The sequence below is a fragment of the Streptomyces sp. CA2R106 genome (genome assembly GCF_037034245.1).
Taxonomy (GTDB): Bacteria; Actinomycetota; Actinomycetes; order Streptomycetales; family Streptomycetaceae; genus Actinacidiphila.
This window is the reverse complement of sequence record NZ_JBAGKC010000005.1, coordinates 152,627-173,085: the sequence shown is the minus strand read 5'-3', so window position 1 is coordinate 173,085 and position 20,459 is coordinate 152,627. Positions and strand designations below refer to the sequence as shown.

Here is a 20,459-nt window from a genome sequence, read left to right as displayed (position 1 = left end):
TTCGATGAGCGCCGAGTCGACAGGACTGCGTGCCGGGTTCCGGAAAGGACGTCTGGCGTTCCGTCACTGGAGGTGGCAACGCCCCTTCTGGGCCGGACTGCTGACCCTCATCGCGGGCCTGCCCATCGCGTACTTCCCGTACGAGAACCTCACGCTCGGCCAGTTGACCGTGCGGATGTCCACCACCACCGGGTCCGCCTCGCTGATCATCGGCGTGCTGCTGTTCGTGCTGGGGCTGACCATGTGGTTCCAGTCCGCGGTACGGATCTTCGCCGGGGTCGCCTCGATCCTGCTCGCGCTGGTGTCGCTGCCGGTCTCCAACGTCGGCGGCTTCCTGATGGGCTTCGTGCTCGCGTTGCTCGGCGGTGCGCTCGCGGTCTCCTGGGCGCCCGGCGTCCCGGCGGCGGACGAGCCCGGTGAGAAGGCGGAACTGCCCGACGGCGACCCGGGACCGGCCGGCGAGGACGAGGGCGCCCCCGGCGGCGCGCGTCCGGACGACCCGTTCGTGCCCGCCCAGCCGCGGGGCGAGACGCCGCAACGCGCCGAGGAGCCGGTACTGGCCGGCGGACGCGGCGACGAAGAGACCACCAAGGAGAAGAACGGGAGGCACCGTGCTGGGTGACGACGCTCAGCCGGCCACGAGCGACGGGCCACGCGCCAGGGCGACCTCGGGGCCGCGCCACGCGGCTCCGCGCAAGTCGCTGCTGACCAAGCTGCATGTCCCCGCCGGCAAGGCGGTGGCGCTCGCCGCGATGCCCACGGCGGTGCTGATGGGCATGGGCCTGACCCCGCATCTCGCGCAGGCCGACGAGCCCTCGACGCCGTCGTTCGCGCCCGGCGCCTGCGTCTCCCAGTCCGAGACGCCGTCCCCGACGGCTTCCGGGCAGGACACGAAGGACAGCTCGAAGAGCAGCGCCAAGGACAGCGCGAAGAGCACCAAGAAGGCGGACCAGGACAGCACGTCCGGTACCGCCACCCCGACGCCGACGGCCAGCCCCGAGGGCGACCGGCCGGCCGCGACCGCGAGCCCGAGCCCGACCGCCACGTCCGGCGACTCGGCCAAGAAGTCCACGCCTACCGCCACCGCGAGCCCGACGCCGACGGCGACCTCGTCGTACAACCCGCTCGACCCGCTGGGGCTGGGCGACCTGCTGAGCGGGCTGCTCGGCGGCAAGAAGAGCGACCCGACGCCGACGGCGACGCCCACCACGGCCGACCCCACGCCGACGGCGAGCGCCACCACGCCGGCCCCCGACCCGGCGTCCACGTCCAAGACGTCCGGCAGCGGCACGACGAGCAGCAAGAGCAGCACGGGCACCAAGGACAGCAAGGACACCAAGTCCACTGCCGAGAAGGCCGTCAAGGGCCTCACGGACGCCACGGCGACCCCGAAGGCGACGGCCACCCCGTCGCCGTCCACCACGGCCTCCGACGGCAAGCAGGGCTACCCCTGCCCGACCTACGACGCCAAGGCGCTCGCGGACGCGAAGACCGAGGGCGGCATACCGCTGCTGCCCGACGAGCCGTGGACCCTCAAGAGCAGCATCCTGACCCTGCACGGCCTGAACTACGACGGCATCGTGCAGGTGAAGACCGCCAGCGGCGAGGTCAAGGACGTCCTGAAGTTCACCACCACCGGCATCGACATCGGCGACCTCGACCAGTTCGTGGTCGGCCCGGGCGGCAAGGGCCACACCGAGGTCAAGGCCGCCAAGGGCTCCACGTCCACGATCACCGGCGGCACCACGACGCTCTACACCGAGTCGCTCAGCGGCAACCTGCTCGGCCTGATCCCGATCACCTTCACGCCGAAGTCCCCGCCGCCGCTGACGCTGCCGGAGCTGTTCTTCACCAACGTGACGGTCATCAACGCCGGCCAGTTCGGCGGCAACCTGCACGTGCCGGGCATGCAGGTGCTGCCCGGCCAGCCCTGACCGCACCCCGCGCGCGGCCCCGGCCGCGCGGCAGGAGGCACGAAGCGGCCACGCACCCCCTCCCACAGGGGTACGTGGCCGCTGGTCGTGCGGGGCGGGTCAGTTCCCCAGGTGGTGCACCCGGACCAGGTTGGTGGTGCCGGGCACGCCGGGCGGGGAGCCGGCCGTGATGATCACGGTGTCGCCCTTGGCGTACTCCGAGAGCTTGAGCATCTCCCGGTCGACCAGCTCCACCATCGCGTCGGTGTTGTCCACGTGCTCGACCACGAACGTCTCCACACCCCAGGTCAGCGCCAGCTGGTTGCGGGTGGCGGGGTCGGTGGTGAAGGCCACCACCGGCTCGGGCACGCGGTAGCGGGCCAGCCGGCGGGCGGTGTCACCGGACTTGGTGAACGCCACCAGGGTGCGCGCGTCGAGGAAGTCGGCCAGTTCGGCGGCCGCACGGGCCACCGCGCCGCCCTGGGTGCGGGGCTTCTTGCCCGGCGCCAGCGGCTGGAGGCCCCGGCAGAGCAGCTCCTGCTCGGCCGCCTCCACGATCCGCGCCATCGTCTTGACCGTCTCGATCGGGTACTTGCCGACCGAGGACTCCGCCGAGAGCATGACCGCGTCCGCGCCGTCCAGGATCGCGTTGGCCACGTCGGACGCCTCGGCGCGGGTCGGCCGGGAGTTGGTGATCATCGACTCCATCATCTGGGTCGCCACGATCACCGGCTTGGCGTTGCGGCGGCACAGCTCGATCAGCCGCTTCTGCACCACCGGCACCTTCTCCAGCGGGTACTCCACCGCGAGGTCGCCGCGGGCGACCATCACGGCGTCGAACGCCATGACGACGTCCTCCATGTTCTCCACCGCCTGCGGCTTCTCCACCTTGGCGATGACCGGGACCCGGCGGCCCTCCTCGTCCATCACCCGGTGCACGTCGCGCACGTCCTTGGCGTCCCGGACGAAGGACAGCGCGACCATGTCGACGCCCATCTGCAGCGCGAAGCGCAGGTCCTCGATGTCCTTCTCGGACAGCGCGGGCACGTTCACCGAGGCGCCGGGCAGGTTGATGCCCTTGTGGTCGGAGATCACACCGCCCTCGACCACCAGCGAGCGGACCCGGGCGCCCTCGACCTCGATGACGCGCAGCGCCACGTTGCCGTCGTTGATGAGGATCGGGTCGCCCTGCGAGACGTCGCCGGGCAGGCCCTTGTAGGTGGTGCCGCAGATGGTGCGGTCACCGGGCACGTCCTCGGTGGTGATGACGAACTCGTCGCCGGCCACCAGCTCCACCGGCCCGTCGGCGAAGGTGGCCAGCCGGATCTTCGGCCCCTGGAGGTCGGCGAGGATACCGACCGCGCGGCCAGTCTCCTCGGCGACCTTGCGCACGCGCTGGTAGCGGCTCTCGTGCTCGGCGTGGCTGCCGTGGCTGAAGTTGAGGCGGGCCACGTTCATACCGGCGTCGACCAGCGTCTTGAGCTGGTCGTACGAGTCGACGGCGGGACCCAGGGTGCAGACGATCTTGGCTCGGCGCATGGGCACTATCCTATCGGTTTGTTCCGCTCCGGAATAATGTGGGGCTGCGTTGCTGGTGCCTTCGGCGTCAGGTCCTTAAGCGCGCGCCAAGGCATAAGTATCCCGTGCGATCTCGAACTCCTCATCAGTGGGGACCACCGCCACCGCCACCCGGCTGGTCGCGGCCGAGACGAGCCGGCCGCCCGAGGCGCGCACCGCGTTGCGCACCGGGTCCAGCTCGATGCCCAGACCCGCCAGCCCGTCCAGCGCAGCGGCGCGCACCGCGGCGGAGTTCTCGCCCACGCCCGCGGTGAACGCCACCGCGTCCACCCGGCCCAGCACCGCGGTGAACGCGCCGATGTAGCGGCGCAGCCGGTGCACGTAGACGTCGAAGGCCAGCTGCGCGTCCTTGTCGCCCGCGCCCATCCGGCGGCCGATCTCCCGCATGTCGTTGGCGCCGCACAGGCCCAGCAGCCCGGACCGCTTGTTGAGCAGCGTGTCGATCTCGTCGGTGGGCATCCCGGCCACCCGCTGGAGGTGGAAGACCACCGCCGGGTCGATGTCGCCGGAGCGGGTGCCCATCACCAGCCCCTCCAGCGGGGTCAGCCCCATCGAGGTGTCCACGCACACCCCGCCGCGCACCGCCGACGCCGAGGCGCCGTTGCCCAGGTGCAGCACGATCACGTTGGCCTCGGCGGGCTCCTTGCCGAGCAGCGCGGCCGTCGCCCGGGAGACGTAGGCGTGCGAGGTGCCGTGGAAGCCGTAGCGGCGGATGCCGTACCGCTCGGCGGTGGCCGCGTCGATCGCGTAGCGGGCGGCCGCCTCCGGGATGCTCGCGTGGAAGGCGGTGTCGAAGACCGCCACCTGCGGCAGGTCCGGGCGCAACTGGCGGGCGACCTTGATGCCGGTGATGTTCGCCGGGTTGTGCAGCGGGGCGAGCGGCACCAGCTTCTCGATCTCCGCGACCACCTCGTCGGTGATCAGGGTCGGCTCGGTGAAGCGGGTGCCGCCGTGCACCACCCGGTGCCCGACCGCCGCCAGCCGCGGCGAGTCCAGGCCCAGGCCCTGCCCGTCCAGTTCACGGGCGACCTGGCGCAGCGCCTCGGCGTGGTCGGCGACGCCGCCCTCCTCGCCGATCCGCTCCACCACCCCGGACGCGGGGCGGGCCCCGTCGGCCATGTCGAGCAGCTGGTACTTCACCGACGAGGAGCCGGAGTTGAGCACGAGTACATGGGTCGCGGCGGTCACCGTGGGTCCCCCTGGGCCTGGATCGCGGTGATCGCGACCGTGTTGACGATGTCCTGCACCAGCGCGCCGCGCGACAGGTCGTTGACGGGCTTGCGCAGTCCTTGCAGGACCGGGCCGACCGCGACCGCGCCCGCCGAGCGCTGGACTGCCTTGTAGGTGTTGTTGCCGGTGTTCAGGTCCGGGAAGACCAGCACCGTGGCCCGCCCGGCCACCGCCGAACCCGGCAGTTTCGCGGCGGCGACGACCGGGGAGACCGCCGCGTCGTACTGGATCGGGCCCTCCACCAGCAGGTCGGGCCGGCGCTGCCGGACCAGCTCGGTGGCCGCCCGCACCTTGTCCACGTCCGCGCCCGAGCCGGAGGTGCCGGTGGAGTACGACAGCATCGCCACCCGCGGCTGCACGTCGAAGCGGGCCGCGGTGCCCGCCGCCTGGATCGCGATGTCCGCGAGCTGCTCGGCGTCCGGGTCCGGGTTGACCGCGCAGTCGCCGTAGACCAGCACCCGGTCGGCCAGGCACATGAAGAACACCGAGGAGACGATGGCCGCGCCCGGCCGGGTCTTGATGATCTCGAACGCCGGGCGGATCGTGGCCGCCGTGGAGTGCACCGCGCCCGACACCATGCCGTCGGCCAGGCCCTCCTGGACCATCAGCGTGCCGAAGTACGACACGTCGGCGACCACGTCGTAGGCCAGCTCGTAGCTGACGCCCTTGTGCGCGCGGAGCTTGGCGTACAGGGCGGCGAAACGGTCCCGCAGCGGTGAGGTGTGCGGGTCCAGGATGTCCAGCGCCGGGTCGTCCAGCGCGATGCCGAGGTCGCCCGCCTTCTTGCGGACCGCGTCCTCCTCGCCGAGCAGGGTCAGCTCGCACACGCCCCGGCGCAGCAGCACCTCCGCCGCCCGCAGGATGCGCTCCTCGGCGCCCTCGGGCAGCACGATCCGCCGCTTGTTGCTCCGGGCCCGCTCCAGCAGCGCGTGCTCGAACATCATCGGGGTGACCCGGGCCGAGCGGGCCACCGACAGCCGCTCGGTCAGCTCGGTGGTGTCCACGTGCGTCTCGAACAGGCCGAGCGCGGTCTCCGCCTTGCGCGGGGTGCCCGCGCCCAGCTTGCCGTCCAGCCCGAACAGTTCGGTGGCGGTGAGGAACGAGCCGGTCGGCACCGCCACCACCGGGGTGCCCGGGGCCAGCCGCTCGGCCAGTTGCAGGATGTCCTGGCCGGGCTTCTCGCCCAGCGTGAGCAGCACGCCCGCGATCGGCGGCGACCCGGCCGAGTGCGCGGCCAGCGCTCCTATGATCAGGTCGGCGCGGTCGCCCGGGGTGACCACCACGCACCCGGGGGTCAGCGCGGGCAGGAACGTCGGCAGCATCGCGCCGCCGAAGACGAAGTCCAGCGCGTCGCGGGCCAGCCCCGCGTCGTCGCCGAGCAGCACCTCCGCGCCGAGCGTCTGCACGATCTGCCGGACCGTCGGCGCCGACAGCGCGGGCTCGTCCGGCAGCACATACACCGGCACGTCCAGGCTGCGCCGCAACTGCTCGGTGGACGCCTCCAGTTGGTCCGGGGCCACCCGGTTGGCGACCATCGCGATGACGTCGCAGCCGAGGTTGGTGTAGGCGTGGTGGGCGTTGCGGACCTCCGCGACCACCGACTCGGCGTTCTGGTCCCGGCCGCCGACCACCGGCAGCACCGAGGCGCCGCACTCGTTCGCCAGCCGGGCGTTGACCCCCAACTCGGCCGGCAGGTTCGTGGCGGCGAAGTCCGAGCCGAGGATCAGCACCGTCTCGAAGCTCTCCGCGACCCGCAGATAGCCCTCGACGAGCCGCCCGATCAGCGCCGCCTCGCCCTGCTCGGCCTGGAGCGCGGCAGCCTCCTCGTACCCCAGGCCGAAGTACGTCGCCGGGTCCTGGGCGAGCCGGTAGCGGCCGCGCAGCAACTCGAAGATCCGGTCCGGGGCGTCGTGGACCAGCGGGCGGTAGAGGCCGACCCGGTCCACCTGGCGGGTCAGCAGCTCCATCATTCCGAGTTCCACGACCTGACGGCCGTCGCCACGGCCGATGCCCGTGACATAGACGCTGCGCGTCACCCCTGTGCTCCGTTCCTGTGCTGCCGAACCCGTGCCGCGGACCGCTGCCGGCCCGCGGGGCGCGGGAAGTGCGTACGTGCGTGCGCACAGCAGACGCTAACGCGCCAACCGGGCGAATGCCCGACGAGGGCGGGGCGTGCCGACGTCGCGTCGGCGGACACGCGGTGCGCGGGATGCGTTTCTGGGCCGTTCGGGCAGCGCGCGGCAGGCCCGGCGCGGCCGGTTCGGCGGGTCCACCGGACGAAACCGGCCGTACCCGTACAGTGAGGGCAGATCGGAGACGGAGGGCGGTGCCATGGAGGTCCTGGCTACCGGAGTGCAGCGTGACGAACGGCCCCTGCTGGAGCGCGCGTTCGCGCCGCGGCACGACGTGCGCTGCCTGGAGACCGTCCTGACCGCCGACACGCTGCCGCTGGCCGCGGGCTACGAAGCGGTGTCCACCAGCGTCAACGCGGCCCTGGACGCGCCCGCGCTGGAGGCGCTGGTGCGCGGCGGCACCCGGCTGATCACCCAGCGCTCCACCGGCTACAACAACATCGACCTCGCGCACGCCGAGCGGCTCGGGCTGACCGTGGCCCGGGTGGCCCGCTACTCCCCGTACGCGGTGGCGGAGTTCGCGTGGGCGCTGGCGATGGCGCTCAACCGCCGTATCGTGCGGGCCGCTTCGCGCACCCGCGACTTCGACTTCCGGCTGGACGGGCTGCTCGGCCGCGACTTCCACGGCCGCACCGCCGGGATCGTGGGCACCGGGCGGATCGGCGCGGCCTTCACCGCGATCGCCCGCGGCTTCGGCATGCGGCTGCTCGGCTGGGACATCTCGGTCAACCCGCAGTGCCAGGAGATGGGCCTGGAGTACGTCGAACTCGACCGGCTGCTGCGCGAGTCCGACCTGATCAGCCTGCACGTGCCGCTGATGCCCTCCACCCACCACCTGCTCGGCGCGCGGCGGCTGGCGGAGCTGAAGGACGACGCGATCGTGGTCAACACCGGCCGCGGCGCGCTGATCGACGCCGACGCGCTGGTGGCCACGCTGCGCGAGGGCCGACTCGGCGGCGTCGGCCTGGACGTGTACGAGGAGGAGGCCGGGGTCTTCTTCTACGACAAGTCGCTGGAGGTGATGACCGACGACACCCTGGCCCGGCTGCTGACCTTCGCCAACGTGCTGATCACCTCGCACCAGGCGTACTTCACGGTGGACGCGGTCGAGGAGATCGTCACGGCCACCGTCCGCAATGTGGACGACTACCTCGCGGGGCGGATCACTGAGTGCACGCTGATCCCGAAGTCCCCGTGACACCGGGGGCCCGGCCCGCCCGGCCCGTGCGGCGGCGCGGACCCGCACCCGGTCCGCGACCCGCTACCCGTGTCTCCTGGAGATCGCCATGCGTATCGGAGTGCTCACCGCCGGCGGCGACTGCCCCGGCCTCAACGCCGTCATCCGCTCGGTCGTCCACCGCGCGCTGACCGGCCACACCGACGAGGTGATCGGTTTTGAGGACGGCTTCGTCGGGCTGCTGGAAGGCCGCTTCCGCGAACTCGACCTCAACTCCGTCAGCGGCATCCTGGCCCGCGGCGGCACCATCCTCGGCTCGGCCCGGCTGGAGCGGGCCCGGCTGCGCGAGGCCGCCGACAACGCCGACGAGCTGTGCGCCCAGTACGGGATCGACGTCCTCATCCCGATCGGCGGCGAGGGGACCCTGACCGCCGCCCGGATGCTCTCCGACGCCGGCATGCCGGTGGTCGGCGTGCCCAAGACCATCGACAACGACATCAACGGCACCGACCGCACCTTCGGCTTCGACACCGCCGTCACCGTCGCCACCGAGGCGATCGACCGGCTCCAGACCACCGCCGAGTCGCACCAGCGGGTCATGGTGGTGGAGGTGATGGGCCGCCACGCGGGCTGGATCGCCCTGGAGGCGGGCATGGCCAGCGGCGCGCACGGCATCTGCGTGCCCGAGCGGCCCTTCGACCCGGCCGACCTGGTGGACATGGTCGAGAAGCGCTTCGCCCGCGGCAAGCGCTTCGCGGTGGTCTGCGTCGCCGAGGGCGCCCACCCGGCGAAGGACACCATGGAGTACGGCGTCGGCGCGATCGACAAGTACGGCCACGAGCGGTTCAACGGCATCGGCACCACGCTCGCCCGCGAGCTGGAACGGCGGCTGGGCAAGGAGGCCCGCCCGGTCATCCTCGGCCACGTCCAGCGCGGCGGCGTCCCCACCGCCTACGACCGGGTGCTGGCGACCCGGTTCGGCTGGCACGCCGTGGAGGCCGCGCACGCCGGCTCCTTCGGGCAGATGACGGCGCTGCACGGCACCCGCGTGGTGATGGTGCCGCTCGCCGACGCCGTCACCCACCTCAAGACGGTGCCCGAGGACCGGATGGAGGAAGCCGAGTCGGTCTTCTGAGAGCCCCGCCCGGCCGGTCGCGGGCCGAGCCGCGACCGGCCGCCGCGGCTCAGCCCGCGGCCGGCCGCAGCCAGACCGTGGCCAGCGGCGGCACGGTCAGCGTGATGCTGTGCCGGCGGCCGTGCCAGGGCGTCGGCTCGCTCTTGACCGGCCCCCCGACCGACACGCCGCTGCCGCCGTAGCGGGTCTCGTCGCTGTTGAGCACCTGGACCCACACCCCCTCGGGGCAGCCGATCCGGTAGTCCCGGCGCACCACGGGGGAGAAGTTGCTGACGCACATCAGCGGGTTGCCCGCGGTGTCGTGGCGCAGGAAGGACAGCGTGTTGTCCTCGGCGGCGCCGCCGTCGATCCACTCGAAGCCGCCCGGGTCGGTGTCGCGCTGCCACAGCGCGGGCGTCGCGCCGTACACCGCGTTCAGGTCGCGCACCCAGTCGCGCACCCCGCGGTGGTCGCCGGCCGCGGGGTAGTCCGGCGCGAGCAGCCACCAGTCCGGGCCGCTGTCGTGCGACCACTCCGCGCCCTGCGCGAACTCCTGCCCCATGAACAGCAGCTGCTTGCCCGGGTGGGCCCACATGTAGCCCAGGTACGCGCGGGCGCCGGCCCGCCGCTGCCACCAGTCGCCGGGCATCTTCTCCACCAGCGACCGCTTGCCGTGCACCACCTCGTCGTGCGAGATGGGCAGCACGTAGTTCTCGCTGTACGCGTACACCATCGAGAACGTCAGCTCGTCGTGGTGGTACTTGCGGTGCACCGGCTCGTGCGCCATGTACTGGAGCGTGTCGTGCATCCAGCCCATGTTCCACTTCAGGCCGAAGCCGAGGCCGCCGAAGCCGGTCGGGCCGGCCTGGTGGGTGGGCCGGGTCACCCCGTCCCACGCGGTGGACTCCTCGGCGATGGTGACCACGCCCGGGCAGCGCCGGTAGACGGTGGCGTTCATCTCCTGGAGGAAGGCCACCGCGTCCAGGTTCTCCCGGCCGCCGTACGCGTTCGGCAGCCACTGCCCGTGCTCACGGGAGTAGTCGAGGTAGAGCATCGAGGCGACCGCGTCGACCCGCAGGCCGTCGATGTGGAACTCCTCGCACCAGTACACCGCGTTGGCCACCAGGAAGTTGCGGACCTCGGTGCGGCCGAAGTCGAACTCCAGGGTGCCCCAGTCCGGGTGCTCGGCGCGGCGCGGGTCGGCCGGCTCGTACAGCGGCTCGCCGTCGAACCGGGCCAGCGCCCACTCGTCCTTCGGGAAGTGCGCCGGCACCCAGTCCATGATCACGCCGATGCCCGCGCGGTGCAGCGCGTCCACCAGGTACCGGAAGTCGTCCGGCGAGCCCAGCCGCGAGGTCGGCGCGTAGTACGACGTGACCTGGTAGCCCCACGAGCCGCCGAACGGGTGTTCCGCGACCGGCATCAACTCCACGTGGGTGAAGCCCAGTTCCTGCACGTAGGCGGGCAACTGCTCGGCCAGGCCCCGGTAGTCCAGGCCCGGCCGCCAGGACGGCAGGTGCACCTCGTACACCGACAGCGGCGCGCGGTGCACGGGGACGTCCGCGCGGTGCGCCATCCACTGCGCGTCGCCCCACGCGTACGACGACTCGGTGACGATCGACGCGGTGGCCGGCGGGACCTCGGTGGCGCGCGCCATCGGGTCGGCCTTCATGCCGCGCGAGCCGTCGGGCCGGATGATCTCGTACTTGTACGCCGTGCCCGGGCCGACCCCGGGGACGAACAGCTCCCACACCCCGGACGAGCCGAGCGAGCGCATCGGCAGCCCGGAGCCGTCCCAGTACGTGAAGTCCGCGGCCAGCCGCACCCCGCGCGCGTTCGGCGCCCACACCGCGAAGCGCGTGCCGGGCACCCCGCCGTGCGTCATCGGGTGCGAGCCGAGCACCTTCCACAGCTGCTCGTGCCGCCCCTCGCCGATCAGGTGCAGGTCCAGTTCCCCCAGCGTCGGCAGGAAGCGGTACGGGTCGTCGACCACCGTCTCGCCCGCGTCGTAGGACACCGCCAGCCGGTACCGCGCGGGGATCTCGGTCAGCGGGAGCAGCGCGGAGAACAACCCGTCGCCCTCCGGCGCCAGTTCGGTGCGCTCGCCGTCCAGCACGACCGCCACGGCGCGGGCGAACGGGCGCAGCGCCCGCACCCGTACGCCCTCCGCCTCGCGGTGCGCGCCGAGCAGCGCGTGCGGGTCGTGATGGGTGCCCCCCACCAGCCGCCCCCGCTCCTCGGCGCTGAGCCCGGTCCCCCCGCAGTTGCGGCCGCCGCTGCGTCCGGGGGCGTCCCCGGAAGACCCAGGGGCGCTGAGGGCACCTCCCAGGCCAGGCTCTGGGGGAAGAACCGCGCGACCGGCCGCGACGGCGCCGCGGTCCGTCACCGGCCGGGCGGGGCCGCCTGGTTCGCCCCGCACCACCGGCGCGGCGTGGGGCGCATCGCGCTCCTTGGGCGCCGTACCCGAGGCCGCCGGGTGCGGCGTCGTCGCGTCGTAGCCGCGGGCGGCGGCTTCCGGGAGGGCGCCGTCACCGGGTGACGGTTGGCGCGGTGGCTGTGCGGCGGGGGTCACGGCAAGCACTCCTCGGGGTCTCGTCAGGGGGTCGTGGACAGGCGGGCGAGGGCGGACAGCGGGATGGGCAGCCAGGCCGGGCGGTGGCGGGCCTCGTACCGGGCTTCGTACACCGCCTTGTCGGTTTCGAAGGCCCGTATCAGCACGGGCTGTTCACGGGGGTCGGTGCCCGCCACCGCGGCGTACCCGGTGCAGAAGGCGGCGCGGTGCCGGGCGGCCCAGGGGCCGTTGCCGCTGTGGTGGGCGGCGTAGTCGAAGGAGCGCAGCATGCCCGCGACGTCCTGGACCGGCGGCGCGGGGCGGCGCCGGTCGGCGAGCGGGCGGGCCGGCTCGCCCTCGAAGTCGATCAGCACCCACGCGCCGTCCGGCCCGCGCAGCGCCTGCCCGAGGTGGAGGTCGCCGTGGATGCGCTGGGCGAACACCGCCCCGCCGGGCCCGGTGCCCGCGCCGAGCTTGGCGAGGTCGTCGTAGGCGGCGCGCAGCGCACCGGTGAACGGGCGGACCCCGGGCACCTCGGCGGCGGTCTCCTCCAGCCGGCGCGTCATCGCCGCGGCGACCCGCTCCAGGGTGCCGCCGTCCAGCCGGCGCACCGGCAGCGCGTCGGCCAGCGCGCGGTGCACCTCGGCGGTGGCCCGGCCCAGCGCCGCGGCCTCGGCGCGGAAGTCGCCGTCCTCGGCCACGGACGCCAGGGCGAGCGCCCAACCGTCGCTGGAGCCGGGCAGGAAGCGCTGGAGCACCCCGAGGGTGATCGGCTCCCGGCCGCCCGGCGGCGCGGCGGCCGGGCCGGCGGTGCCGGCGGCGTCCTTGGGGTCCATGGCGTCCATGGCGTCGGCGGTGTCGGCGTCCAGCGCCTCGAACCACGCCACCGGCTCCGCCACCCGGCGGGACCCGGCCCGGGCCAGCGCGAGCGACAGCTCCAGGTCCGGGTTGCTGCCGGGCGAGACCCGGCGGAAGAGCTTGAGGATGTACCGGTCGCCGTACACCACGGAGGTGTTGGACTGCTCCGCGGTGGACACCCGCGGGGTCAGCCCGGGCGGGAACTGCGCGGACGGCTCGGTGGTGAAGCGCAGGTTCCCGCTGCGGCCGGGGAGCTTGAGGCGTTCCAGCAGCAGTGCCGCCATCCGGGGGTCGTGCGGCGCGTCGTAGAGGGTCAGCCCGTCGTAGGGGCCGCCGACGGCCGGGCCGAGCGCGGCGCGCACCAGTGCGGACGGCAGCAGCGGATGCGCGCCGAGCAGCAGTTGGTAGCAGTCCGGCGGCCGCCCGGGCTGCTCGACGTCGACCAGGACGTGCAGCAGGCCGAGCGGGCCGAGTCGGCCACCCGGGGGAACCAGCTCGGTCGCCGCCGCCAGCCGGAAGTCGCCGATCGGCAGGCCCTTGCCGGCGAACCAGCGCTGCCGCGGCAGCCAGCGCCGCAGCAGCGGATCGAGGGAGCGCAGCAGCCCCGGCACGAGAGCGCGGCCGGTGGTGGCGGGAACACGGGTCCAGGAGCTGTCCGACATGACGTCCTTTCCCCGGGGAGTCGCGCACCGGCCGCGGTGGTGGAGCGGCGGATGCGCCAGCCTCCCGGATGACGGGTACGGGCTGTCCGGCGACACGGGGAGCCTGCCCCGGGCGGGTGACAGGAAACCGCCGTACGGGCTGCTGCGGGTTTCGCTCGATCGTCCCAAAGGTGCGGTGCCCGCGCACCTCGGACGGCGGGTCAGGCCGAGGGGCCGGTCCGGCCGGCCCCCCGCCGTCAGGACGGGTCGCGGCGCAGCCGGAACCAGTAGAAGCCGTGCCCGGCGAGCGTGAGCAGGTACGGCAGCTGGCCGATCGCCGGGAAGCGCACCCCGCCGATCAGCTCCACCGGGTGCCGGCCCGCGAACTGCCGCAGGTCCAGCTCGGTGGGCTGGGCGAAGCGGGAGAAGTTGTTCACGCACAGCACCAGGTCGTCGCCGTCCTCGCGCAGGAAGGCGAGCACCGCCGGGTTGCTCGACGACAGCTCGGTGAAGGAGCCGACGCCGAACGCCCGGTTCTGCTTGCGGATCTCGATCATCCGCCGGGTCCAGTGCAGCAGCGAGCTGGGGGAGCTCATCTGCGCCTCGACGTTGGTGACCTGGTAGCCGTAGACCGGGTCCATGATCGTCGGCAGGTAGAGGCGGCCGGGGTCGGAGGAGGAGAACCCGGCGTTGCGGTCGGGGGTCCACTGCATCGGGGTGCGCACCCCGTCGCGGTCGCCGAGCCAGATGTTGTCGCCCATGCCGATCTCGTCGCCGTAGTAGAGGATCGGCGAGCCGGGCAGCGACAGCAGCAGCGCGGTGAACAGCTCGATCTGGTTGCGGTCGTTGTCCAGCAGCGGGGCCAGCCGGCGGCGGATGCCGATGTTGGCGCGCATCCGCGGGTCCTTGGCGTACTCCGCGTACATGTAGTCGCGCTCTTCGTCGGTGACCATCTCCAGCGTCAACTCGTCGTGGTTGCGCAGGAAGATGCCCCACTGGCAGTTCGCCGGGATCGCCGGGGTCTTGGCCAGCACCTCGGAGACCGGGTAGCGCGACTCGCGGCGCACCGCCATGAAGATCCGCGGCATCACCGGGAAGTGGAACGCCATGTGGCACTCGTCGCCGCCGGCCGGGAAGTCGCCGAAGTAGTCGACCACGTCCTCGGGCCACTGGTTGGCCTCGGCGAGCAGCACGGTGTCCGGGTAGTGCGCGTCGATCTCGGCGCGCACCTTCTTCAGGAAGCCGTGGGTGCGCGGCAGGTTCTCGCAGTTGGTGCCCTCCTCCTGGTACAGGTAGGGCACCGCGTCCAGCCGGAAGCCGTCGATGCCCAGGTCCAGCCAGAACTTCAGGGCGGCGAGGATCTCCTCCTGCACGGCCGGGTTCTCGTAGTTCAGATCCGGCTGGTGGGAGAAGAAGCGGTGCCAGTAGTACTGCTTGCGGACCGGGTCGAAGGTCCAGTTCGACGTCTCGGTGTCCACGAAGATGATCCGGGCGTCGGAGAACTGCTTGTCGTCGTCGGCCCAGGTGTAGTAGTCGCCGTACGGCCCGTCCGGGTCGCTGCGGGAGGCCTGGAACCACGGGTGCTGGTCGCTGGTGTGGTTCATGACGAAGTCGATGATGACGCGCATGCCGCGCTGGTGGGTGGCGTCCACGAACTCCACGAAGTCGGCGAGGTCGCCGAACTCCGGGAGCACCGCGGTGTAGTCCGCGACGTCGTACCCGCCGTCCCGCAGTGGGGAGGCGAAGAACGGCGGCAGCCACAGGCAGTCCACGCCCAGCCATTGCAGGTAGTCGAGTTTGGCGGTGATCCCCTTGAGGTCGCCGACGCCGTCGCCGTTGCTGTCCTGGAAGGAGCGGACGAGGACTTCGTAGAACACCGCCCGTTTGAACCACTCGGGATCACGGTCCTTGGCAGGGGTGTCCTCGAAGGTGTCAGGAACGGGTTCGTTGACGATCAACTGAGTGACCCTCCGATCGATGGAGACGGTCGCAGCGACAGCACGTGCGCGGGCGCGTGGCCCGGATCGAGCCGCACATAGTTGTCCCTGCCCCAGTGGTAGGTCTGGCCGGTCAGCTCGTCGCGTACCGGGAACGACTCGTGCCAGGAGAGGCCGAGCGCCGCCATGTTCAACGACACGGTCGCCTCCTGGGTGTGGAAGGGGTCGAGGTTGACGACCGTCAGGACCACGTCGTCGCCGTGCCGCTTGGAGTAGGCGAGCAGGGCCTCGTTGTCCACCGGGTGGAACGTGATGTCCCGCAGCTGCCGCAGCGCCGGGTGCCGGCGGCGCAGCCGGTTGAGCGTGGTGAGCAGCGGCGCCAGCGAGCGGCCCTCGGCCTCCGCCCGGGCCCAGTCGCGCGGCCGCAGCTCGTACTTCTCGGAGTGGGCGTACTCCTCGCTGCCGGGGTGCGCCGGCTCGCCCTCGCACAGCTCGTAGCCGGCGTAGACCCCCCAGGTCGGGGAGAGGGTGGCGGCGAGCACCGCGCGGGCGGCGAAGGCCGGCCGGCCGCCGTGCTGGAGGTAGGCGTGCAGGATGTCGGGGGTGTTCACGAACAGGTTCGGCCGCATGTAGGCGGCGCTGTCGCCGCTCAACTCGGTCGCGTACGAGGTGAGTTCGTCGCGGGTGTTGCGCCAGGTGAAGTAGGTGTAGGACTGCTGGAAGCCGATCTTGCCGAGGGTGGCCATCATCGCCGGGCGGGTGAACGCCTCGGCGAGGAAGATCACGTCGGGGTCGGTCCGGTTGATGTCGGCGATCACCTTCTCCCAGAACACCACCGGCTTGGTGTGCGGGTTGTCCACCCGGAAGATCCGCACCCCGTGCGCCATCCAGTGCCGCAGCACCCGCAGCGTCTCCCGCACGATGCCCGCGAAGTCCCGGTCGAAGGCGATCGGGTAGATGTCCTGGTACTTCTTCGGCGGGTTCTCCGCGTAGGCGATGCTGCCGTCGGGGCGGTGCGTGAACCACTCCGGGTGCTCCTTGACCCAGGGGTGGTCCGGCGAGCACTGGAGGGCGAAGTCGAGCGCGACCTCCATGCGCAGGTCGCGGGCGCGCGCCACGAAGTGGTCGAAGTCGGCGAGGGTGCCCAGGTCCGGGTGGACCGCGTCGTGGCCGCCCTCGGGCGAGCCGATCGCCCACGGCGAGCCGACGTCGTCCGGCCCGGCGGTCAGGCTGTTGTCCCGGCCCTTGCGGAAGGAGGTGCCGATCGGGTGGATCGGCGGCAGGTACACCACGTCGAAGCCCATTGCGGCCACCGCGGGCAGCCGTTCGGCGGCGGTGCGGAAGGTGCCCGAGCGCAGCCGCCCGTCCGGCCCGGCGCTCGCGCCCTCCGAGCGCGGGAACAGCTCGTACCAGGACCCGAACAGCGCCCGCTCGCGCTCGACGTGCAGCGGCATCGGCCGGGAGGCGCTGACCAGCTCCCGCAGCGGGAAGCGGTCCAGCGCCGCGACCACCTCCGGGGCCAGCGCCGCGGCGTGCCGGGCGGCCGGCGCCAGGGAGGCGTCGCGCAGCGCGTCCACCGCCGCCAGGACCGCGGGCCGCCCGTCGCCCTTGGGCACCCCGGCCGCGGCCCGCTCGTGCAGCCGCGCGCCCTCGGCCAGCACCAGCTCGGTGTCCATCCCGGCCGGGACCTTGATGCCCGCGGTGTGCCGCCAGGTCGCCACCGGGTCCGACCACGCCTCGACCGTGTACGTCCAGCGCCCTTCGGCCGTCGGGGTGATGTGCGCCCCCCACCGGTCGGTGCCCGGCGCCAGCTCCCGCATCGGCGTCCACGGCCCCGAGCGGCCCGAGCTGTCGCGCAGCACCACGTTCGCCGCCACCGCGTCATGGCCCTCGCGGAAGACGGTGGCGGTCACCTGGAACCGTTCGCCGACCACCGCCTTGGCGGGCCTGCGGCCGCAGTCCACACTCGGCTCGACGTCGACGACGGGGATACGACCGATCATTTCCTCACCTGACAGCTCGGGACGGGACTGCTCGACTGACGTGCGGACGGCGGGGCCGGCGGGGCCGGCTGACCGGATCTGACGGGACGTTCTGGGGTCGGCTGCGGGGGACGGGACGGCGGGGCCGCCCGGTAGGGAGCCTCGCTACTTTTTAACTGCTCTTGGCCGAACCGGCTCGCCCGCGAGGTCGCTCCAGGAGGGGTTCACCCGGGTGGCCGCCGGTGCGGGACGTCACATGTGCGAGCCTGCCCACGCTTCCCGGCCTGAACGCACCACCTGACGGCGTTTCGGTAGCGCGGCGCGAAGTGCGCGCGTTCGGGGTGACCGATCCGCCAAGCGGCCGCGCCCCTTACCCGCGCTCGTCACCGGGGATCTGCGCCCCGCGGCGCGCCCCCGCGTACGCCTGCCGGGGCAGCACGCCGCCGGAGCACCGCTCGCACGCCGTCGTGCCCGGCCGGCGGCGCCGCACCGCCCGGGCACCGCCGTGCCCCCGGGCCGTCCGCCGCCCCGGCGGCGGCCGCACCCGGACGGCGGGCGGGCCCACCCGGGTGCGCCCGCGCCCGGCCCCGGGGCCGCTTCGCCCCGGTGAGCCGCCGTTCGGGCGTTTGGCCCCGGAGATCGTGGACAACCCCCCCGGCCCCCCGGCACCCGGGCTACGGTCGAAGACGTGAAGGCAATCCGTCGATTCACCGTGCGCACCGTCCTGCCGGAACCTCTGCGCCCGCTGGGGGAACTGGCCTCGAACCTACGCTGGTCCTGGCACGAGGAGACCAGGGAGCTGTTCCGCAGCATCGACCCCGCCGGCTGGCAGACCGCCCAGGGCGACCCCGTCCGGCTGCTCGCCGCCGTCTCCGAACAGCGGCTGGCCGCCCTCGCCGCCGACCGCCGCTTCCTGCGCCGGCTGTCCGCCGCCGCCGAGGAGCTCGCGGACTACACCACCGCCCCCCGCTGGTACCAGGAGCAGACCGACCTGCCCGCCGCCGTCGCCTACTTCTCACCCGAGTTCGGCATCACCTCGGCGCTGCCGCAGTACAGCGGCGGCCTGGGCATCCTCGCCGGCGACCACCTCAAGGCCGCCAGCGACCTGGGCGTGCCGCTGGTCGGGGTCGGCCTGCTCTACCGGCACGGCTACTTCCGGCAGAGCCTGTCCCGCGACGGATGGCAGCAGGAGCACTACCCGGTGCTGGACCGGGACTCGCTGCCGATCAGTCCGCTGCGGGAGGCCGACGGCAGCACCGCCCGCATCACCCTGGCGCTGCCCGGCGGCCGCACCCTGGCCGCCCGGATCTGGCTGGTGCGGGTCGGCCGGGTGCCGCTGCTGCTGCTCGACTCCGACACCGAACCCAACCAGCCGGCCGAACGCGACGTCACCGACCGGCTCTACGGCGGCGGCAGCGAGCACCGGCTGCTCCAGGAGATGCTGCTGGGCATCGGCGGGGTCCGCGCGGTCCGCGCCTACTGCCGGATCACCGGCCACCCGCAGCCGGAGGTCTTCCATACCAACGAAGGCCACGCCGGCTTCCTCGGCCTGGAGCGCATCAGGGAACTCTCCCTGGACGGCCTCGACTTCGACGCGGCCCTGGAGACCGTACGGGCCGGCACCGTGTTCACCACCCACACCCCGGTCCCGGCCGGCATCGACCGCTTCACCCGCGACCTGGTCGCCCGCCACCTCGGCGACGGCGGCGAACTGCCCGGCGTGGACGTCGCCCGCGTCCTGGAACTGGGCCGGGAGACCTACCCCGGCGGCGACCCGGACCTGTTCAACATGGCCGTGATGGGCCTGCGGCTGGCCCAGCGCGCCAACGGCGTGTCCACCCTGCACGGCGCGGTCAGCCGGGAGATGTTCGCCGGGCTGTGGCCCGGCTTCGACCCGCAGGACGTGCCGATCACCTCCATCACCAACGGCGTGCACGCCCCGACCTGGGTGGCGCCGGAGGTGCTGCGGCTCGGCAGCCGCCAGTTCGGCGCCTCCCGCGCCGAGGACGCCCTGACCGTCGGCGGCGCCGAGCGCTGGGAGGCGGTCGCCGGAGTGCCGGACGCCGCCGTCTGGGAGCTGCGCCGCACCCTGCGCGAACGCCTGGTGGCGGACGTACGGGACCGGCTGCGCGCGTCCTGGCGGCAGCGCGGCGCCGACGACGCCGAGCTGGGCTGGACCGGCCAGGTCCTCGACCCGGACGTGCTGACCATCGGCTTCGCCCGCCGGGTGCCGTCCTACAAGCGGCTGACCTTGATGCTGCGCGACAAGGAGCGGCTGGCGGCGCTGCTGCTGCACCCGGAGCGGCCGATCCAGATCGTGGTGGCCGGCAAGGCGCACCCCGCCGACGAGGGCGGCAAGCGGCTGGTGCAGGAACTGGTGCGGTTCACCGACGACCCGCGGGTGCGGCACCGCATCGTCTTCCTGCCGGACTACGACATGCGGATGGCCCGCACCCTCTACCCCGGCTGCGACGTCTGGCTCAACAACCCGCTGCGCCCGCTGGAGGCGTGCGGCACCTCCGGGATGAAGGCCGCCCTCAACGGCTGCCTCAACCTGTCGGTCCGCGACGGCTGGTGGGACGAGTGGTACGACGGCGAGAACGGCTGGGCGATCCCCACCGCCGACGGCGTCGCCGACGAGGACCGGCGCGACGCGCTGGAGGCGGCCGGGCTCTACGACCTGCTGGAGCACCAGGTCGCCCCGCGCTTCTACGACCAGGACCGCGACGGCCTGCCGAGCCGCTGGATCGAGATGGTCCGGCACACCCTGACCGTGCTGGGCCCGAAGGTGCTCGCCGGGCGGATGGTCCGGGACTACGTCGAACAGCTCTACGCCCCGGCGGCCCGCTCGCACCGCGCGGTCCAGGGCCCGGCCGCCGCCGAACTGGCCGGATGGAAGCGCCGGGTGCGCCAGGAGTGGCCGCGGGTCGCGGTCGACGAGGTGGAGGCCGTGGCGGCGGCCGGCGCGGTCGGCGAGGACGCGGAGCTGGGCGCCACCCTCACCCTGCGGGTGCAGGTCGCACTGGGCGGACTCGACCCGTCGGACGTGGACGTGCAGCTGCTGTCCGGGCCGGTGGACGCCGCCGACCGGCTGACCGCGCCCGTCGCGCAGTCCCTCAAACCGGTGGCGCGGCCCGACGTGGCGGGCCGCTGCGCCTTCGAGGGGTCGCTCACCTTGGACCGTACCGGCGCGTTCGGCTACACCGCGCGGGTGCTGCCGGCGCACCCGCTGCTCGCCGACCCGGCCGAACCGGGCCTGGTCGCGGTGCCGCCGGAGACCGAGGGCATGACCGCGGGAGTGCTGCGCTAGGGGAGACGGGGAAGGCCCGCACCGAGCTGGTCGGTG

At 73.1% G+C, this 20,459-nt stretch carries 12 protein-coding genes; 5 read left to right on the top strand and 7 right to left on the bottom strand.

Going from position 1 to position 20,459, the window contains the following annotated elements; all coding sequences use genetic code 11:
- Window positions 1–4: 4 nt before the first annotated feature.
- Together WA788_RS10130 and WA788_RS10125 are read left to right on the top strand one after the other, a co-directional pair.
- Window positions 5–622: a DUF6114 domain-containing protein gene (locus WA788_RS10130; protein WP_335974623.1), complete on the top strand. Its 618-nt coding sequence runs from the start codon at window positions 5–7 to the stop codon at window positions 620–622.
- Window positions 612–1,934, top strand: coding sequence for a hydrogenase expression protein HypF (locus WA788_RS10125; RefSeq protein ID WP_335974621.1), 1,323 nt, complete (start codon window positions 612–614; stop codon window positions 1,932–1,934). Before WA788_RS10130 ends, WA788_RS10125 begins: the two co-directional genes overlap by 11 nt.
- Before the next feature lie 99 nt (window positions 1,935–2,033).
- On the opposite strand, the gene pyk is transcribed toward WA788_RS10125, so the two are convergent.
- From pyk to pta, 3 genes are all read right to left on the bottom strand, one after another.
- Window positions 2,034–3,452 (bottom strand): pyruvate kinase, encoded by a 1,419-nt coding sequence (pyk, locus tag WA788_RS10120; protein ID WP_335974618.1) that lies wholly within the window; start codon window positions 3,450–3,452, stop codon window positions 2,034–2,036.
- A 75-nt stretch (window positions 3,453–3,527) separates the two neighbouring features.
- Window positions 3,528–4,679, bottom strand: a complete 1,152-nt coding sequence (locus WA788_RS10115) for an acetate kinase (RefSeq protein ID WP_335974615.1) — start codon at window positions 4,677–4,679, stop codon at window positions 3,528–3,530.
- On the bottom strand, window positions 4,676–6,757 hold the full coding sequence (gene pta / locus WA788_RS10110) for a phosphate acetyltransferase (protein ID WP_335974610.1): 2,082 nt from the start codon (window positions 6,755–6,757) through the stop codon (window positions 4,676–4,678). The genes WA788_RS10115 and pta overlap by 4 nt, the downstream gene beginning before the upstream one ends.
- Window positions 6,758–7,052: 295 nt before the next feature.
- On the opposite strand from pta, the gene WA788_RS10105 reads away from it, so the two are divergent.
- Window positions 7,053–8,051, top strand: a complete 999-nt coding sequence (locus WA788_RS10105; protein WP_335974606.1) for a 2-hydroxyacid dehydrogenase — start codon at window positions 7,053–7,055, stop codon at window positions 8,049–8,051.
- 88 nt (window positions 8,052–8,139) lie between these two features.
- Window positions 8,140–9,165 (top strand): ATP-dependent 6-phosphofructokinase, encoded by a 1,026-nt coding sequence (locus tag WA788_RS10100; RefSeq protein WP_335974603.1) that lies wholly within the window; start codon window positions 8,140–8,142, stop codon window positions 9,163–9,165.
- 49 nt (window positions 9,166–9,214) lie between these two features.
- On the opposite strand, the gene glgB is transcribed toward WA788_RS10100, so the two are convergent.
- From glgB to WA788_RS10080, 4 genes are all read right to left on the bottom strand, one after another.
- Window positions 9,215–11,791 (bottom strand): 1,4-alpha-glucan branching enzyme, encoded by a 2,577-nt coding sequence (gene glgB, locus WA788_RS10095; protein ID WP_443034006.1) that lies wholly within the window; start codon window positions 11,789–11,791, stop codon window positions 9,215–9,217.
- Window positions 11,740–13,215 (bottom strand): maltokinase N-terminal cap-like domain-containing protein, encoded by a 1,476-nt coding sequence (locus tag WA788_RS10090; protein ID WP_335974593.1) that lies wholly within the window; start codon window positions 13,213–13,215, stop codon window positions 11,740–11,742. Before WA788_RS10090 ends, glgB begins: the two co-directional genes overlap by 52 nt.
- 236 nt (window positions 13,216–13,451) lie before the next feature.
- Window positions 13,452–15,152, bottom strand: coding sequence for a maltose alpha-D-glucosyltransferase (treS, locus tag WA788_RS10085; protein ID WP_335974589.1), 1,701 nt, complete (start codon window positions 15,150–15,152; stop codon window positions 13,452–13,454).
- Window positions 15,149–17,134: an alpha-1,4-glucan--maltose-1-phosphate maltosyltransferase gene (locus WA788_RS10080; protein ID WP_335974586.1), complete on the bottom strand. Its 1,986-nt coding sequence runs from the start codon at window positions 17,132–17,134 to the stop codon at window positions 15,149–15,151. Before WA788_RS10080 ends, treS begins: the two co-directional genes overlap by 4 nt.
- A 667-nt stretch (window positions 17,135–17,801) precedes the next feature.
- Here WA788_RS10080 and glgP point away from each other — a divergent pair.
- Entirely contained in the window at window positions 17,802–20,423 is a 2,622-nt protein-coding gene (gene glgP / locus WA788_RS10075) for an alpha-glucan family phosphorylase (RefSeq protein ID WP_335974584.1), read from the top strand.
- Window positions 20,424–20,459: the final 36 nt, after the last annotated feature.

Bases quoted from the DNA above. Each gene is read 5' to 3' on its own strand.
- WA788_RS10130 (WP_335974623.1), top strand. From the start codon at position 5: ATGAGCGCCGAGTCGACAGGACTGCGTGCCGGGTTCCGGAAAGGACGT.
- pyk (WP_335974618.1), bottom strand. From the start codon at position 3,452: ATGCGCCGAGCCAAGATCGTCTGCACCCTGGGTCCCGCCGTCGACTCG.
- WA788_RS10105 (WP_335974606.1), top strand. From the start codon at position 7,053: ATGGAGGTCCTGGCTACCGGAGTGCAGCGTGACGAACGGCCCCTGCTG.
- WA788_RS10100 (WP_335974603.1), top strand. From the start codon at position 8,140: ATGCGTATCGGAGTGCTCACCGCCGGCGGCGACTGCCCCGGCCTCAAC.
- WA788_RS10090 (WP_335974593.1), bottom strand. From the start codon at position 13,215: ATGTCGGACAGCTCCTGGACCCGTGTTCCCGCCACCACCGGCCGCGCT.
- WA788_RS10080 (WP_335974586.1), bottom strand. From the start codon at position 17,134: ATGATCGGTCGTATCCCCGTCGTCGACGTCGAGCCGAGTGTGGACTGC.